This is a genomic window from Salinactinospora qingdaonensis (assembly GCF_039539445.1).
GTDB classification, from domain to species: domain Bacteria; phylum Actinomycetota; class Actinomycetes; order Streptosporangiales; family Streptosporangiaceae; genus Salinactinospora; species Salinactinospora qingdaonensis.
Genome location: NZ_BAABDD010000015.1, coordinates 12,273 through 28,629, shown reverse-complemented (window position 1 = coordinate 28,629; position 16,357 = coordinate 12,273). Strand labels below are relative to the sequence as shown.

Sequence of the window (16,357 nt, the reverse complement as noted above, 5' to 3'; positions counted from 1 at the left end):
ACTATTGGGCAGGTCCGAACCCCACGGGGGCGGAGTTCCCGGCGACCTCCCGGCGCAGGCGCTCGCCCTTAGCGTGGGCGTGCTCCTTGAGCCGCTCCTGGAACTCCGTCATCTTGGCCCGCAGCTCCTCGTCGGAGGCGGCCAGCATCCGCACGGCGAGCAGGCCGGCGTTACGGGAGGCGCCCACCGCCACGGTGGCCACCGGGACACCGGCCGGCATCTGCACGATCGACAGCAGCGAGTCCATGCCGTCGAGGTGGCGCAACGGCACGGGCACGCCGATCACCGGCAGCGGGGTCACCGAAGCCAGCATGCCCGGCAGGTGAGCCGCTCCGCCGGCACCAGCGATCAGGACCTGCACGCCACGGTCGGCCGCCTGCGAGCCGTAGGCGAGCATCTCCTGGGGCATACGGTGCGCAGACACGACGTCGGCCTCGTAGGCGAGACCGAACTCCTCCAGCACTTCGGCGGCTTCACGCATAAAAGGCCAGTCGGAGTCGCTGCCCATCACGATGCCGACGTTCGGGGCGGTCTCGGTCACTGCGGTTCTCCTCTGAGGTAGGCGGCGGCGTCACGGGCGCGGGCAAGCAGGTCGGTGGGGTCGTCGCCCGTGACCGTGACATGGCCGATCTTGCGGCCGGGCCTGACCTGCTTACCGTAGAAGTGCACCTTCACGGCGGGGTCCTTGGCCATGACATGAATGTAGCGTCCGTAGACGTCGGGGTCGGTGCCGCCGAGAACGTTGGCCATGACCGTGGTGGGGGCGGTGGGGGCGGGCGAGCCCAGCGGAAGGTCGAGCACGGCCCGCAGGTGCTGCTCGAACTGGGAGGTGTGGGCTCCCTCGATCGTCCAGTGGCCGGAGTTGTGGGGACGCATCGCCAGCTCGTTGACGATGACGCCCTCAGGGGTCTCGAACAGCTCCACGGCGAGCATGCCGACGACGTCGAGAGCGTGGGCGAGGTCGATGGCCAACTCTTGGGCCCGCATCGCCTTCTCCTCATCGAGTCCTGGCGCCGGCGCCACCACCTCATGGCAGATGCCGTCGCGTTGCACGGTCTCGACAACCGGGTAGACGGCGAGCTGCCCGTAGGGAGAGCGGGCCACTTGTACCGCGAGTTCCCGGGTGAAGGCCACCTGCTCTTCGACGAGCAGCGGCACCTGCTCGCGGGCCGCCCGGTCGACGACTACGCCCGCCTGCTCGGCGGAGTCGACGACCCACACCCCTTTGCCGTCGTAGCCGCCTCGGGCGGCCTTGAGAACCACCGGCCATCCGCTGTTGCGGGCGAAGGTCTCGACTTGGGCGAGGGTGGTGACCGCACGCCAGCGAGGACACGGCGCGCCCAGCTCCTCGGCCCGGGTACGCATACGCAGCTTATCCTGAGCGTAACGCAGGGTATCCCGACTGGGCCTAACCGTGGCGCCCGCCGCCTCCAGCTCACGCAGGACGGGATCGGGCACGTGTTCGTGATCGAAGGTGAGGACGTCACAGGACTTGGCGAAGGTCAGGAGGTCGGCCGCGCTTTTGTCGTCTCCCAACTGGACGTCGGCGCAGACCAGCGCCGCGCTGTCGGTGGCTGAACCAGCCAGCACGCGAAAGTTCACCCCCAAGGCGATCCCCGCCTGGTGGGTCATCCGGGCCAGTTGGCCGCCCCCTACCATTCCCACGGAGGGCAGGGGCCGATTACGCTCACTCACGTTGCCTCAACTCTTCACGGTGTGATGCGAAACGGGGCTGAGCGACGCCGTCAGCCGCCGATGGGGTGCCCTCGAAATTCTAGTAACGACCTCGGAAAGAAGCGGGACGGCTCTTGAGACTGCTCACAGCGCTCTACCGGCGCTTTTCCCACCTGGTACACGAGTTGGCCAAGTTCGGAACTGTGGGTGCTGTGGCCTACGTCGTCCAACTCACCCTGACCAACCTGTTCTGGTGGGGCCTCGGAATGCCGGAGTTGGGCGGTCAGGCGCTGGGAACCTTCTGCGCCACCGTGGTGACCTTTCTGGGCAACCGATTCTGGACCTTCAGCCACCGGGTACGGTCGAGTCTGTCGCGCGATTACCTCGTGTTCTTCGTGCTCAACGGGGTGGGGATACTCATTCAGCTCAGTTGCCTCTGGGTGACCGTGGACCTCCTCGGGTTGGACGGACCGCTGGCGCGCAACATCGGCGGCAACGTGATCGGTGTCGGCATCGGAACGCTGTTCCGATTTTGGTCCTATAAGAAATGGGTTTTTCGCTCACCCGAAAACTACCCTCATCTCGCGGCCTGAGGCACGGCTGTCCGATCACCGCGCCACTGCGGCGCTGTGGCACCGTGATCGGGTGACCAGCGCTCTGAACAGGCCTTGCGCATTTTAGGTCAACCCTTGCTCAACCGGCGCGCAGGATAGGGAAAACCTTGCCGTTCGACTTACGATCAGGGCATGACCTGCGTGTTGCTGGCCGAAGACGACAGCTCGATCTCTGAACCGCTGGCTCGTGCGCTGCGGCGAGAGGGATACACGGTTGAGATCACTATCGAGGGTGTGGAAACGCTGGAACGCGCCCGCACCGGCGACCCCGATCTCATCGTGCTCGATTTGGGCCTACCGGAATTGGACGGTCTTGAAGTCTGTCGTCGGCTGCGCGCCGAAGGGCACGGCACTCCGGTGCTGATCCTCACCGCGCGCGCCGACGAAGTCGACACCGTCGTCGGCCTGGATGCCGGCGCTGACGATTACGTGACCAAACCATTCCGGCTTGCCGAACTCCTGGCGCGCGTGCGCGCCCTGCTGCGCAGGGGCGGGGCCGAGGTTCCCGTGGTGCACGGCGTCCGTATCGACAACGACTCCCGCCGCGCCTGGCTCGGTGAGCACGAACTTCAGCTCACGACCAAGGAGTTCGATCTCCTGCGCGTCCTGGTGCGCGACGCGGGCAAGGTCGTGACGCGCGAACAGATTATGCGGGAGGTGTGGGACACCAACTGGTGGGGCTCAACCAAGACACTCGACATGCACATCTCATGGCTGCGCCGCAAGCTCGGCGACGACGCGAACCAGCCCTCCTACATCACGACGGTGCGCGGAGTGGGATTCAGGTTCGAGCGAGAGTAGTGCCGGCCCACGACACGAGCATTCGCCCCGGCGCGGGGACGCGACGGGCGCGGTAGCGCGCGGGCAAGGAGTGACATTGCGCAGGCGGATGCTGTTCTCGACTCTCGTCGTGGCCATCATCGCGGTCATGCTGCTCGGCCTGCCGTTGGGGGCGCTGACCTATCAGAACGTCTATGGCGAAAACGTGGCCCAACTCGAACGCGAAGCCGAGGTCATCGCCGCCGACGCCGACTCGCAGTTTGAAGACGGGGGCGGCCTCGACCGCGAGCACTTCGCGCGGGTCTACCCCAATCGCCGCATCGAGATCACGCCGGCCGGCCGTTCCGAGCCCATCATCGTGGGAGGGCTGGACTACAACCCCAGAACCGACCACGCCTCCGCCGCGCTGGACGCCCAGGTCACCTCGCGCGAGGGCACGAGGGTGCACATCTGGCGCGGGATCGGCGGGGTGCGCGACAGCATCATCCGCGCCTGGATCGGCATCGCGTCACTGTCACTGCTGGCCATCGGAGTTGCCGTGGGGTTGGCGATGCTCCAGGCCCGCAGGTTGACCCTACCGCTGGTCGATCTGGCCGCCACCGCGGAACGCCTGGGGTCGGGGGTGGTAACCCCGTGGGGGCACCGCTACGGCATCCCCGAGGCCGACCGGGTCGCCGAGATCCTCGACCTGAGCGCCGAGCGCATCGCCGGACTCATCGCCACTGAACGCCACTTCGCCACCGACGCCTCCCACCAATTGCGCACCCCGCTGACCGCGCTGTCGATGCGGCTGGAGGAGATCATCGCCGAGGCCGACAACCCTGAGATCGTGCGGGAGGAAGGGGAAGCCGCCCTCTCCCAGACCGAGCGGCTCGTCGAGATCGTGGAGAGCCTGCTGGGACGGGCACGCAAGAGCCAAAACCCCGAAGTCGAGCCCGTTGACCTCGATCAATTGCTCAACCAGTTCATCGACGAGTGGGCGCCGATGTTCGCCCAGGCCGGGCGCGAGTTGCGGCTGACCGGCACCAGTGGCTTGACCGCCATGACGGTACCCACCGATCTCAACCAGATCCTGGCGACCCTGGTGGAAAACGCCTTCAAGCACGGAGCCGGCACCGTGACCATCCGACGGATGGAAGCCGGCCAAAGCGCGCGCATCGAGATCAGCGACGAGGGAGAGGGCATCCCCGAGGAACTGACCGCCCGCATCTTTGAACGCGAGGTCACCAGCGGCAACGGTACCGGTCTAGGGTTGTCGCTGGCCCGCCACATCGCCGAGTCGGGGGGTGCACGGGTCGAACTGGTCCACGCCCGCCCCACGACGTTCGCGGTGTTCCTACCGATCGGCACCGACGGGCTGTCGCGCGTCACCGGTCCTGTCTAGGTCCTGTTGTGCGAACGGCCGGTGGGGGGCTGTGGGGGTGTTCTTCGTTGGCTCGTGCCTTGATCGCCGCGCGATCTCGGCAGCCCGCGAAGCGCCGGCGGACGCGCTCACCCGCTTTTTCACCCACCGCCCGCTCGCGCCGCCCGTCCCCAAAACAGAACCTCGCTCCCCACGGTGCTGCGAAGGCTAGGCGGGCCTATCGAGCGTCGAACCCGGCGACCTCGGCTCCGATCGTGGTGGACTCACCGTGACCGGGGTAGACCACGGTCTCCTGCGGCAGGCACAACAGGCGCTCCCGGATCGACCGCCGGAGGGTGGCCGCATCGGAGTAGGAGCGGCCAGTGGCCCCGGGCCCGCCGTGACACAGCGTGTCGCCCGTGAACACCACCCCCGCCTCAGGGATGTGCAGGCAGACCGCGCCGGGAGCATGGCCGGGGGTGTGGATGACCCGCACCTCCACGTCGCCGGCTTGCAGCCGCTCGCCGTGCAGCAGCGGCGCGTCGGGCTCGCGGTGAGGGTAAACCATGCGCCACAGCGGCGCGTCGTCGGGATGCAGCAGGATAGGGGCGTCGGTGAGGTCGGCGAGCGCGCCTGCGGCGTTGATGTGGTCGTTGTGGCCGTGCGTACACACGATCGCCATCAGCTCGCGGTCACCAAGGGCGCGGGCTATCGCCTCGTAGTCGTGCGAGGCGTCGATCACCACTGCCGTACGCTCGTTACCGACGATCCAGACGTTATTGTCAACCTCCCAGTCGCCACCGTCGAGGCTGAACACTCCCGAGGTGACGAGCGTGTCAATCGGGATGGGAGGGGTCTCGGCCGTCATCAATGACTCACCCGTCTCTCTTCGTCGACGTCGTGGCCAGCACCTCAGAGACACCTCACGGCCGGCGTGGCCATCGCCCACGGGAATCGGCTCCGCTCACTATCGTGGCGCATCGAGCCGACCACGTGCCGGTACGTGAGACAAAAATCCGGCTAGCGCTCTGCGAAAGCTGAGCGCAAACACCCGGCGTCACCCCGTAGCGGAATCGGCCCCGGAGACGGCGAGACTGCGCCGCAATGCGTAGGGCTGAAGCTGGCCCAAGCCGTGGGCGTGGCGCGGCCGTGCGCTGACCACTTGGTAAGCGTTGTTGTCCTTGAGGAAGCCAGCGAGGTCCTCGTCGATGAGAACCGTACCTGGCCGCGCGAACGACGTGAGCCGGTTGGCGCGGTTGACCGTGGTCCCGAAGACGTCGCCCAACAGCGCGAGAACGGGGCCATAGGCGATGCCCACCCGCACATCGGGCACCTCCACGTGGGTCTTGATGCCATCGGCGAGCTGGAGCGCGATCTCGGCTGCGGGGGCGGCGGAGGTGGTGACGTAGAGGATCTCGTCGCCGAGTGTTTTGACGAGGCGGCCCCCGCTGGAAGCGACGACGTCGGCCGAGGTGGCCTCGAACTCCTCGACGACCTCAGCGAGTTCCATCTCGTCGAGCTCCCGGCTGAGGGTGGTGAACGAGACGAGGTCGGCAAACCCCACGAACAGCGGGAAGTAGTTAGGGGCGGCGTCCTCGCTGTTTTCCAAGACGGCGATGGTGCGCGTGGCCGAAGCAGCGACCTGACGGCGCCAGATATGCACGAGCAGGCGTTCGACGTCGGGCAGCAGATCTGCGGTCAACCCCACGAGCGAGCTCTCGTCGCCCTCGCCGGAGTCGGGTTGGGGAGCCGGAGTGAGGGAGGCGAGGATGCTGATCTGCCACTCGGCGAGTCGCGTCATCGTCTGTCCCATCGCCCGAGCCATGCGTACAGCGGCCTGCTCGTCGAGCGCGCCGCGGCTCAGCAGTCCAGCCGTCGTCCGCAGGGCGTCGATGTCACTGTCGGTGAATGCGGGGACGTCCTCGCCGCGCGTGGCAAACCCCAGCGCTCGCCAGATGCGGGTGGCGAACTCGTGTGTGACTCCAGCGCGCTGCACCGCCTCCTCGCGCGTGTAGAGCGCCTCGCCTCCCAACAGGGTGGCTTCGATCTCCTTGGGGTCGGGACGCGACGGCATAGGTTCTCTCGTGCATTCAGGGTCGGGGCGGCGAGCCGGTGAAGGACGGGCGCCGGCCGGAGGGGCACACGGCGCATGTGCGCGTGATTGCCGGTTTAGTACCTGTACACCCACCCCGTCAAGGACATTCAACGATGGGATCACCGCACGTGAGGAAGCGGAGAGGACCGACATAAGGCGCCGAGCACTCCAACCGTGGCCGCCTCCCCACGCTCATCCCCCGGTGTCGCTGCGGTCCGACTCGTCACTGGCGGAGGCGGAGCGCCGGTTCTCAGCGTCGACCAAGCGGTGCAGGTCGCTTTGGAACAGCTCCACCGATGGAATCCTGTCGAGGACCAGCTCCTCCTGCTCGGAATCAGTGCCCACGGAGAGCGTGCCCCGGCCCAGCAGCCGGTCGGCCAGCGTTGCGGAGGAGGAGACGTCACTGATCCGCGCCAGCGGCACGTCGCGGCCGTGCCGGGTGAGGACGCCGTAGCGGTGCAGCAGACGCCGGTCGGTTAGAAGGTAGCGGGTGTTCCACCAGCTCAGCAGCGGCGCCAGCCAGTAGACGAGCGCTGCCAGCGCGGCGATACCGACCACCACATAGGAGGCCCACACCGACCACTGCTCTTGACGGGCCGACAGCAGCCACAGCAGGGCGCCCGCCACCGCAACGATCGCCGCGAGCACCGCGAAACAGCCCAGCACATCCGTCCAGTGACGCCGGACGACGCGCACCAGTCGCTCGTCTTCAGCCAGGTAGCGGGAAACGCTGGACATACCCTCATCTTGGCACAACCGTGCCGTTGGCGCCCTACTCGTCTCAGCCGGCCCTAGCCGTGATGCCCCGGCACGTTGGTGACAGGCCGACACGCCTGTGGCGGCGGTGGAAAACAGGAGAGGGCCTTCGGCGCGGTGTGGCTTTGGCTTGAGGAGGTCACGAGGCGTTTCCCGTCGCTCGTGCCTCGATCGCTGCGCGATCTCGGCAGCCAAGGGTGGGCTACGTCTGGGGTGAACGCCTCAGCAGAGCACACAACCCCCTCCAACCGCCCGCAGGGTGGTGGGCTACGTCTGGGGTGAACGCCTCAGCAGAGCACACAACCCCCTCCAACCGCCCGCAGGGTGGTGGGCTACGTCTGGGGTGAACGCCTCAGCAGAGCACACAACCCCCTCCAACCGCCCGCAGGGTGGTGGGCTGCGTCTGGGGTGAACGCCTTAGCCTGGAGCTACATTTCCGCTGCCTTACGGGGCGCGTGGAGGTCGAGGAGCGCCGTCACCTGACGCTGCACTCTCGAGGCCGCCTCCTGCCACAGCGCGACTATGCCAGCCTGCCACCCTCCCGAAAGGTCGCCTCCCGCCACAGAGCGACCATGCCGTTCGAGGCCATGTCAGGGGAGGCCGTACCCGTTACCGGGTTCCGAGTTGCCGCAGCGTTTCTTCGCCTCCGGTGGCTGCCTGTATCTGTTCACCTCATCTGTTCGCCTCACCTCAACAACCAACACTTCTCATATCACCTCAACGACCGCGCTCCCGGGCTGCCGAGATCGCGCAGCGATCGAGGCACGAGCGAACGAAAACACCCCCACGGCCGCCGCCCCAGCGCTTCGAAAAACAGAACCTAACCGGTCCGTTCGTCGGGCCGCACGTGGACCACGTCCCCGGCCGTCAGTGGGATCTGCCCTCCAGCCCCGTGAGCGTCGTGCGATTGGAGCACCAGGCGCCCCTCAGCGTCGATATCGGTGGCCACCCCGGTCCGCAGAGACTGGTCGGGCAGGTGAACGTGCACGTCGCGGCCGATCGTCGCGCACTGCTGCCGGTACTCCGCGGCCAAGCCGCACGCTTCGGCGTCTCCCCCGGCCCGCTGCCATTGTCCGTAGCGTTCGGCAAAACCGCGCAGCACGGCGCGCAACAGCGGGTCGCGGTCAAGGCAGCCGGCCTCGGCATGGGCGAGCGAGGTGGCAGCGGCCGAAGGAAGCTCCTCGGCGGTTTGCGAAACGTTGAGCCCCATACCGACGACGATGGCCACGGACCCGCCAGTCTCGGTCACGGCCTCGCTGAGGATGCCGGCGAGTTTACGTTCGTCCAACAGGACGTCGTTGGGCCACTTCAAGCGGGCCCTCACCCCAGCGACACGGTCCAGTGCGGCCACGGCGGCGCTCCCCATGAGCAGGGGCAACCATCCGTAGCTGGTGGGGTGCGGCCCCGGGCGCACCAGGACCGAGAACGTCAAAGCGGCGCGCGGGGGGGTCTGGAACGAGCGGTTGAGCCGCCCCCGACCGGCCGTCTGGTGTTCGGCGACGAGGACGCTCCCCTCGGGGGCGCCGGCGTGGGCGCGGCGGGCGAGTTCGGTGTTGGTCGACTCCAGTGCGTCGACGACCTCGATTTCGCGCCACAGTTCGCCCGCCCCTAAGAGTGCGCGCCGCAGCGCGGACTGGCGCAGCGGAGGACGATCCAGGTCGGTGTAGGGCGACGAGGCCGATGAGGTGGGAAAACCTGGTACCTCAGTCACCTGGAGTCACCTTGACCTCCCCGGGACGGCCCGGCCGGCAGGCCGGGAAGCACTGGTGGGGACGGGCATGCCGCTGCCCGCCATCTTGCTCGGACGACGGTGGGTGCGCCGGCAGCGCGCGGCGGCGGGGAGGCGCCGCGGCCCGCTGCTGCCCCGGCGGGGCCGGCGGGGCCAGATGTGACAGCACGGGAGCTCCCCTCACGCGGTCGGCTGCGCTCCACTATCCCCCCGAGGCGCGCCGGGCTCACCTGGCGGCGCCGGGGAGGACGGTGGTCTCTCCATTCAACCGTGCCGGCGCCACCACCCGTGCCGGGGTGCCGCTGTGTTTTTCGTCGAGCGCGACTGGGGCCGGCCGACGATGCCGCCCGTCGCGGCGCCCGCCGGGACGGGCCCGGGCGGCGGAGGGCGCGGGTGGCGGAAGTGGGCTCCCGCCACCCGCGGCTGACCCTCGGCGCGGGGCTCAGCCGGTGTTTTGCAGGCCGGCGGCGACGCCGCTGACCGAGAGCAGCAGCAGCCGTTCCAGGTGGCTGCGGTTGGTCTCGGACAGCTCTTCGGCCGTTTCGGAACGCAGCGCCTCCAAAGCACGCAACTGTAGGTGAGACAGTGCATCAACGTAAGGGTTGCGCAGGTCGACGGCGCGGGAGAGCACGCGCCGGTTCTCTAGGAGACGCTCGTGGCCGGTGACCTTGAGCACCAGCTCGCGCGTGCGGTCGTACTCGTCGAGGACCAGCTCGGTGAGGTCGGGGCGCCCACCCAGCGCCAGGTAGCGCTCAGCGATCGCGCGATCGGTCTTGGCCAGACTCATCTCGGCGTTGTCGAGCAGGGAGGCGAACAGCGGCCATTCGGCGTAGGCACGCCCCAGCTCCTCAAGATCGTTCACGGCGGCGAGCCCGGTCCCCAGCCCGTACCATCCGGGCAGGTTGATCCGGGTCTGGCTCCACGCGAACACCCACGGGATGGCGCGCAGGTCGTCGAGCCCCCGAGCGGCTGAGCGCCGCGAGGGACGCGAGCCCAGCCGTAGCTCGCCAAGCTCCTCCAGCGGGCTGATGCGGGAGAACCATTCGGCGAAGGCGTCGCTGTCGATCAGGTGACGGTAGGCCTCGTGGGCGGCTGCGGCGATCCGGTCGGCCGTGTCACGGAACCGATCGGCAGCCGCGGCGGTGTGCTCCTGCACCGTGTGGGTGGAGGCCATGAGGACGGCGTGGCCCACCTGCTCGATGTGGCGCTGGGCGATGGCGGGCTGGCCATAGCGGGCGAAGATGACCTCGCCCTGTTCGGTGACCTTGAACCGTCCAGCCACCGAGCCCGGCGCCTGGGCCAGCACGGCGCGGTTGGCCGGGCCGCCGCCGCGGCCCAACGCGCCACCGCGGCCGTGGAAGAGGGTGAGCTTGACGTCGTTGGCGCCGGCCCAGCGGGTCAGCTCGGCCTGAGCGTCGTAGAGTCGCAGCGTAGCGCTGACGGGCCCCACGTCCTTGGCGGAGTCGCTGTAACCGAGCATGACCTCCATGCGGCGCCCGGTGTCTTTGAGCCGCTGCTGCATCTCGGGTAGCTCCAGCATGCCGCCGAGCACGGTCGGCGAAGCTGCGAGGTCGGCGCCGGTCTCGAACAGGGGGATGACGTCCAGGACGGGAGCTTGCCCCTCGGGGAGCGCGTGGCGGGCGAGCTCGTAGACAGCGGCGATGTCATCTGCCGAACGGGTGAAGCTGACAATGTAGCGGCGGCAGGCGTCGACGCCGAAACGCTCCTGAATCCAGGCGATCACGCGCAGCGTGGCCAAGACCTCTTGGGTGCGCTCTGAGAGCTCACCCCCGGCGCGCACTTCCTGCAACGCCTGGGCGTGTACGGCGCTGTGCTGGCGGATCTCCAGCTCGGCCAGGTGAAACCCGAACGTCTCGGCTTGCCAGATGAGGTGCTGCAACTCGCCGTAGGCTTGGCGCGTCGCTCCGGCTTGGGCCAGCGAGTCCTGCACCATACGCAGATCGGCCAGGAACGCTTCCGGGCCGGAGTAAGCCAGGTCGGCGTTGCGTTCGCGGGTGGCGCGCAGCCGCTCGGTGGCAAACATCAGGAACTGGCGGTGGGGCTCGTTGGGCGAGCGGGTCAGGATCTCCGACACCAGGCGGGGGTGACCGGCTTGGGCACTGTCGAGGGCGTGGCGTAGCGCCTCGCTGGGGGGTGTGAGGTTGCCGTAGAGGGTGAGAGTGCGCCCGACCCGTTCGCAGGTGTTTTCCAGAGCGCGCAGCACGTGCTCGGACTGGATCGAGATGGCCTCGCGGGTGACCTCGTGGGTGACGAACGGGTTACCGTCGCGGTCGCCGCCGATCCAGCTTCCGTAGCGGACAAAGGGTTTGGCCATGGTGGGGCGTAGGCCGGTTCCCTCGGGGTCGAGTGCGGCATCGAGCGTGCGGTACACCTCGGGGATGACTTGGAAGATCGTCTCGTCGAAGGCCGACATCGCCGTGCGCACTTCGTCAAGCGGATCGAGCTTGGTGTAGCGCAACTGCGACGTGCGCCAAAGCAGGTCGACCTGTTCTGTGAGGCGCCGCCGGGATTCGGCGGCCTCGCTACTGCCGGGGTGGGAGCTGTTGAACCGCTCCAGTTGCTCACTCACCCGCAGGATCGCCGTGGACACCGCGCGCCGCCGCGCCTCGGTGGGGTGGGCCGTCAGCACGGGGTGGAACTCCATGCCGGCGACGAGCTCCCCTAGCCGCTGCTCCCCTTCGTCTTCACGGATGGAGCGTACGGCCGCGGCCAATGATTCGGGGGGTGGGTTGTCGGCGTCGTCGCGCTCGCGCAACGACCGGATGCGGTTGTGTTCCTCAGCCAGGTTGACAAGGTGAAAGTAGACGGTGAAGGCGCGCGCGACCTGTTTCGCGCGCTCCAACGGCCACGACGCGATGAGATCGGTGATCTCATCGCCGGTGACCGATCCGTCTCTGGCGCCGATCACGGCGCGTCGTAGCCGCTCGACGTCGGCCAACAGGTCGTCACCGCCACTTTCGGCCAGGACCGTCCCGAGCATCTCGCCGAGCAGGCGGACATCGCCGCGCAGCCGGTCGGGCATCTCCTGGCGGGCAGTGTCGCGTTCCGCGCTAACCACTGTCATAGGGCTACCCTATCTGGATTGGTCTGTACCATTTCATCTCAGGTCACCTGGGAAATCGGTCTTGGCCAGGTGGGTTCCAGGCGTGATCGATGCGACGTCCGCACAACCACACTGTTCTCCTTAACCTTCTCCTTAACCTGCTGGCGACAGGGGAATCTTTGGGAAGGGTCACACTTCCCCCTTGATCCGGGGTGACCAGGAGCTCCATCGAGACGGCAAATCTGAAAACAACTGTGCCCCCAAATGCGGACGTGCCGGTGCTCGGGTCTACCCTGAGGCGGTATGGCGACTGAAGCTCCTGAGCCGTTGCCCGCGGCGGAGATTGACATTCATACGACGGCGGGAAAGCTCGCTGATCTTGAGCGGCGTCGGTATGAGGCGGTGCATGCTGGTTCACAGCGCGCGGTGGACAAACAGCATGCCAAGGGCAAGATGACCGCGCGTGAGCGCATCGACGCGCTGCTGGACCCGGGGTCGTTTGTGGAACTGGATGCCTTGGCGCGACACCGGTCGGTGAGTTTTGGCCAAGAGCAGCATCGCCCCTACGGGGACGGGGTAGTAACGGGCTACGGCACGGTCGAAGGCCGGCCGGTAGCGGTGTTCAGCCAGGACTTCACCGTCTTTGGCGGCTCGCTGGGAGAGGTCTTCGGCGAGAAGATCGTCAAGGTGATGGATCACGCGCTGCGAACGGGGTGCCCGGTGGTGGGCATCAACGATTCGGGAGGTGCGCGGATTCAGGAAGGGGTCGCGGCACTGGGGCTGTATGCCGAGATCTTCAAGCGCAACGTGCACGCCTCAGGGGTGATCCCACAAATCTCGCTGGTGTTGGGCCCATGCGCCGGCGGCGCGGTGTATTCGCCGGCGATCACCGATTTCGTGGTGATGGCCGACGAGACCTCGCACATGTTCATCACCGGCCCCGATGTCATCAAGACGGTCACCGGCGAGGACGTGGGCTTTGAGGAGTTGGGCGGGGCGCGTTCCCACAGCTCCCGCTCGGGGGTGGCCCACTACATGGCCACCGACGAGGCTGATGCGTTCGACTACGTGAAGGCGTTGTTGGCCCACCTGCCAGGCAACAACCTGGAGGACCCACCGGTATACGAGGCCCCTGAAGCAGGGCTGGAGGTCGACGCGACCGACCGGGAACTCGACGAGTTCATGCCCGACTCGGCCAACCAGCCCTATGAGATGCGCACTGTGATCGGACACGTGCTCGACGAGGGCGACTTCATCGAGGTGCAGGCACAGTTCGCCCCGAACATGGTGGTGGGGTTCGGCCGCGTCGAGGGACACCCGGTGGGGGTGGTGGCCAACCAGCCGATGAGTTTCGCGGGCACGTTGGATATCGACGCCTCGGAGAAGGCGGCGCGGTTCGTGCGCACCTGTGATGCGTTCAACGTGCCGGTGCTGACGTTCGTGGACGTGCCGGGGTTCCTGCCGGGAACCGACCAGGAGTGGAACGGCATTATTCGGCGGGGGGCCAAGCTGATCTACGCCTACGCCGAGGCGACGGTGCCGCTGGTGACGGTGATCACCCGCAAGGCCTACGGCGGGGCCTATGACGTGATGGGCTCCAAGCATCTGGGCGCTGACGTGAACCTGGCCTGGCCCACGGCCGAGATCGCGGTCATGGGCGCCCAAGGAGCCGTCAACATCGTGCACCGGCGCGCGTTGGCCGAAGCCGAGGATGTGGAGGCCGAGCGGGCACGGTTGATCAGTGAATACGAGGATGCGCTGCTCAACCCCTACAGCGCGGCTGAGCGGGGCTATGTGGACGCGGTGATCCTGCCCAGCGAGACGCGCAGCGCCGTCACACGGGCACTGCGGTCGCTGCGCAACAAGCGCAAACAGTCCCTGCCCAAGAAACACGGAAACATCCCACTGTGATGAGCACTGCCGAACCGGACGCTGCCCCGTTACTACAGATCGTGCGGGGCGATGCCACTGCCGAGGAGATCGCGGCCCTGACCGCGGCGCTCACCGTGCGCGCCCAGGCCGCCGGTGACCAGGCCGGTACCGACGCCACCCGCACGCCACGCTCGGCCTGGAAAGACCGATCGGCCCTGCTACGCGGCCACCCGCGCCCCGGACCGGGAGCGTGGCGGAGAAGTTTCCACCCCTCCTAACCACACCTGCCGTGCCAGCCCCCAACCAGCACAGGACAGGCTCGACTCCGGCCCACCGGAGGCATGCCCAGCCAACCGGCCTATCCCGGGACGCCCCGCCGAGCGGGCCCACCGCCACCCGCGGTCGACCCGGCGGGGGATGCGCTCACCGGGCCGACCCACTGTTTCCGAGGGATTGTCCCGCTTCTTTCTAGACTTGCCATGACCAGGCCCGATAGACCGGCCGAGGCCGTGTACCAGGAGGAATGTCGACCGTGCGTAAAGTTTTGATCGCCAACCGGGGTGAGATCGCGGTGCGGGTGGCACGGGCGTGCCGGGACGCGGGCCTGGCCAGCGTCGCGGTCTACGCCGAGCCCGACCTGGACGCCCTGCATGTTCAGGTCGCCGACGAGGCCCACGCGCTGGGCGGGACCACACCCGCCGAGTCCTACCTCGACATCGACAAGCTACTGGCGGTGGCTGCCCAGACCGGCGCCGACGCGGTCCACCCCGGCTATGGGTTTTTGGCCGAAAACGCCGACTTCGCCCAAGCGGTGCTGGATGCCGGCCTGACCTGGATCGGCCCGCCTCCGGCGGCGATCCGCTCGCTGGGCGACAAGGTCGCGGCGCGCCACATCGCCGCCGGTGTGGGCGCGCCGTTGGCGCCGGGCACTCCCGACCCCGTGGCCACCGCCGCCGAGGTCGAGGCCTTCGCCGCCGAGCACGGCCTGCCGATCGCGATCAAGGCCGCCTACGGCGGCGGCGGGCGCGGTCTCAAAATCGCCACCACCATGGCCGAGGTCGCCGAGGCGTTCGACTCGGCCACCCGCGAAGCCCAGGCCGCTTTCGGACGCGGCGAATGCTTCGTGGAACGCTACCTGCAACGCCCCCGTCACCTGGAAACCCAGTGCCTGGCCGATACCCACGGCCACGTCGTCGTGGTCTCCACCCGCGACTGCTCGTTGCAGCGGCGCCACCAAAAACTCGTCGAAGAGGCGCCCGCCCCCTTCCTCACCGCCGAGCAGGAGCGCCTGCTCGCCCAAGCCTCCAAAGACATCCTGGCTCAAGCCGGCTACGTGGGCGCGGGCACCTGTGAGTTCCTGCTGGCCGCCGACGGCACGATCTCGTTTCTGGAGGTCAACACCCGCCTACAAGTCGAACACCCCGTGACCGAAGAGGTCACCGGCATCGACCTGGTGCGCGAGATGCTGCGCATCGCCGAAGGCGAGCCCCTGGGCTATGACGATCCCACCCCGCGCGGGCACTCCATCGAGTTGCGCATCAACGCCGAAGACCCCGGCCGCAACTTCCTTCCGGCGCCCGGCACCATCACCGCGTTGAACCTGCCCGGCGGCCCCGGCGTGCGCGTGGACACCGGCTGCCACACCGGCTTCACCGTTCCCGCCGCCTTCGACTCGCTGGTGGCCAAACTCATCATCACCGGCGCCGACCGCACCCAAGCCCTGCAACGCGCCCGCCGCGCCCTGGCCGAACTGCGCGTTGCGGGCATGCCCACCGTCGTCCCCTTCCACCAGGCCGTGCTGGACGAGCCGGCCTTCACCGCCACCACCGGTGCGGACTTCACCGTCCACACCCGCTGGATCGAGACCGAGTTCACCAACACCATCGCCCCCTACGACCACGCCCCGGCCGAGGCCGAACCCGCTCCACGCACCCGCATGACCGTGGAGGTCGCGGGCAAGCGCCTAGAGGTCACCCTGCCCGCCGAACTCGCCACCCCCGCGCCCGGCGGCGCCAAGAGCAAAGCACGCACCCCTAGCCGCCGCACCACGAGCAACACCGCGGGTGCCGCTGCCTCCGGCGACACCCTCACCAGCCCCATGCAGGGCACCGTCGTCAAAGTCACCGCCGAGGAGGGCCAACTCGTCGCCGAAGGCGACACCATCGTCGTCATCGAGGCCATGAAGATGGAGCAGTCGCTGAGCGCCCACAAAGCCGGCACGGTCACCGGCCTCAACCTCGCCCCCGGCGACCCCCTCACCAACGGCGCCACCATCTGCGAAATCAAGGATTCTTAGCGGGAACGGTCGGCTGGCGGCAGCGGCGGACGCAGCGAGTCGGTCGCTGCTGCCGCACGCTCTATAACCTGTTGCCGGCAACAGGAATTCACTCATTACTTTCGCGCTCCGGTGGGAACCGTGCACCCACGAGAT

13 protein-coding genes are annotated in these 16,357 nt (G+C 68.0%); 6 read left to right on the top strand and 7 right to left on the bottom strand.

Annotation, left to right across the window (positions count from 1 at the left end):
* Nucleotide 1 precedes the first annotated feature (1 nt).
* Together purE and ABD848_RS15890 are read right to left on the bottom strand one after the other, a co-directional pair.
* A complete protein-coding gene (purE, locus tag ABD848_RS15895; protein WP_344972630.1) occupies nt 2-541 on the bottom strand; it encodes a 5-(carboxyamino)imidazole ribonucleotide mutase in 540 nt (179 codons plus the stop codon).
* A complete protein-coding gene (locus tag ABD848_RS15890; protein ID WP_425567559.1) occupies nt 538-1,695 on the bottom strand; it encodes a 5-(carboxyamino)imidazole ribonucleotide synthase in 1,158 nt (385 codons plus the stop codon). Before ABD848_RS15890 ends, purE begins: the two co-directional genes overlap by 4 nt.
* Nucleotides 1,696-1,808: 113 nt before the next feature.
* Between ABD848_RS15890 and ABD848_RS15885 the strand changes: the two genes are divergently transcribed.
* The 3 genes from ABD848_RS15885 to ABD848_RS15875 all read left to right on the top strand — a co-directional run bounded on the left by ABD848_RS15885 (nt 1,809) and on the right by ABD848_RS15875 (nt 4,452).
* Nucleotides 1,809-2,267 (top strand): GtrA family protein, encoded by a 459-nt coding sequence (locus tag ABD848_RS15885; protein ID WP_344972628.1) that lies wholly within the window; start codon nt 1,809-1,811, stop codon nt 2,265-2,267.
* Between the two features lie 153 nt (nt 2,268-2,420).
* Nucleotides 2,421-3,089 carry a response regulator transcription factor gene (locus ABD848_RS15880; RefSeq protein ID WP_344972626.1) on the top strand — a complete coding sequence of 223 codons (669 nt, stop codon included), beginning with the start codon at nt 2,421-2,423 and terminating at the stop codon, nt 3,087-3,089.
* 76 nt (nt 3,090-3,165) lie between these two features.
* Nucleotides 3,166-4,452 (top strand): sensor histidine kinase, encoded by a 1,287-nt coding sequence (locus ABD848_RS15875; protein ID WP_344972623.1) that lies wholly within the window; start codon nt 3,166-3,168, stop codon nt 4,450-4,452.
* Between the two features lie 196 nt (nt 4,453-4,648).
* Here ABD848_RS15875 and ABD848_RS15870 read toward each other — a convergent pair whose 3' ends face one another.
* From ABD848_RS15870 to ABD848_RS15850, 5 genes are all read right to left on the bottom strand, one after another.
* Entirely contained in the window at nt 4,649-5,278 is a 630-nt protein-coding gene (locus tag ABD848_RS15870) for an MBL fold metallo-hydrolase (RefSeq protein WP_344972621.1), read from the bottom strand.
* Nucleotides 5,279-5,467: 189 nt separating this feature from the next.
* Nucleotides 5,468-6,484 (bottom strand): adenylate/guanylate cyclase domain-containing protein, encoded by a 1,017-nt coding sequence (locus ABD848_RS15865; protein WP_344972619.1) that lies wholly within the window; start codon nt 6,482-6,484, stop codon nt 5,468-5,470.
* 213 nt (nt 6,485-6,697) lie between these two features.
* On the bottom strand, nt 6,698-7,243 hold the full coding sequence (locus ABD848_RS15860; protein WP_344972617.1) for a PH domain-containing protein: 546 nt from the start codon (nt 7,241-7,243) through the stop codon (nt 6,698-6,700).
* Nucleotides 7,244-8,081: 838 nt separating this feature from the next.
* The gene (locus ABD848_RS15855) at nt 8,082-8,972 is read right to left on the bottom strand and encodes a biotin--[acetyl-CoA-carboxylase] ligase (protein ID WP_344972614.1); all 891 of its coding nucleotides are present in this window, start codon (nt 8,970-8,972) and stop codon (nt 8,082-8,084) included.
* Between the two features lie 460 nt (nt 8,973-9,432).
* The gene (locus ABD848_RS15850) at nt 9,433-12,033 is read right to left on the bottom strand and encodes a phosphoenolpyruvate carboxylase (RefSeq protein ID WP_344972758.1); all 2,601 of its coding nucleotides are present in this window, start codon (nt 12,031-12,033) and stop codon (nt 9,433-9,435) included.
* 324 nt (nt 12,034-12,357) lie between these two features.
* Between ABD848_RS15850 and ABD848_RS15845 the strand changes: the two genes are divergently transcribed.
* The 3 genes from ABD848_RS15845 (at nt 12,358) to ABD848_RS15835 (ending at nt 16,222) form a co-directional block, all read left to right on the top strand.
* On the top strand, nt 12,358-13,965 hold the full coding sequence (locus ABD848_RS15845; RefSeq protein WP_344972612.1) for an acyl-CoA carboxylase subunit beta: 1,608 nt from the start codon (nt 12,358-12,360) through the stop codon (nt 13,963-13,965).
* Nucleotides 13,965-14,204, top strand: a complete 240-nt coding sequence (locus ABD848_RS15840) for an acyl-CoA carboxylase subunit epsilon (protein ID WP_344972610.1) — start codon at nt 13,965-13,967, stop codon at nt 14,202-14,204. Before ABD848_RS15845 ends, ABD848_RS15840 begins: the two co-directional genes overlap by 1 nt.
* 254 nt (nt 14,205-14,458) lie before the next feature.
* Nucleotides 14,459-16,222, top strand: a complete 1,764-nt coding sequence (locus tag ABD848_RS15835) for an acetyl/propionyl/methylcrotonyl-CoA carboxylase subunit alpha (RefSeq protein WP_344972608.1) — start codon at nt 14,459-14,461, stop codon at nt 16,220-16,222.
* Nucleotides 16,223-16,357 lie beyond the last annotated feature (135 nt).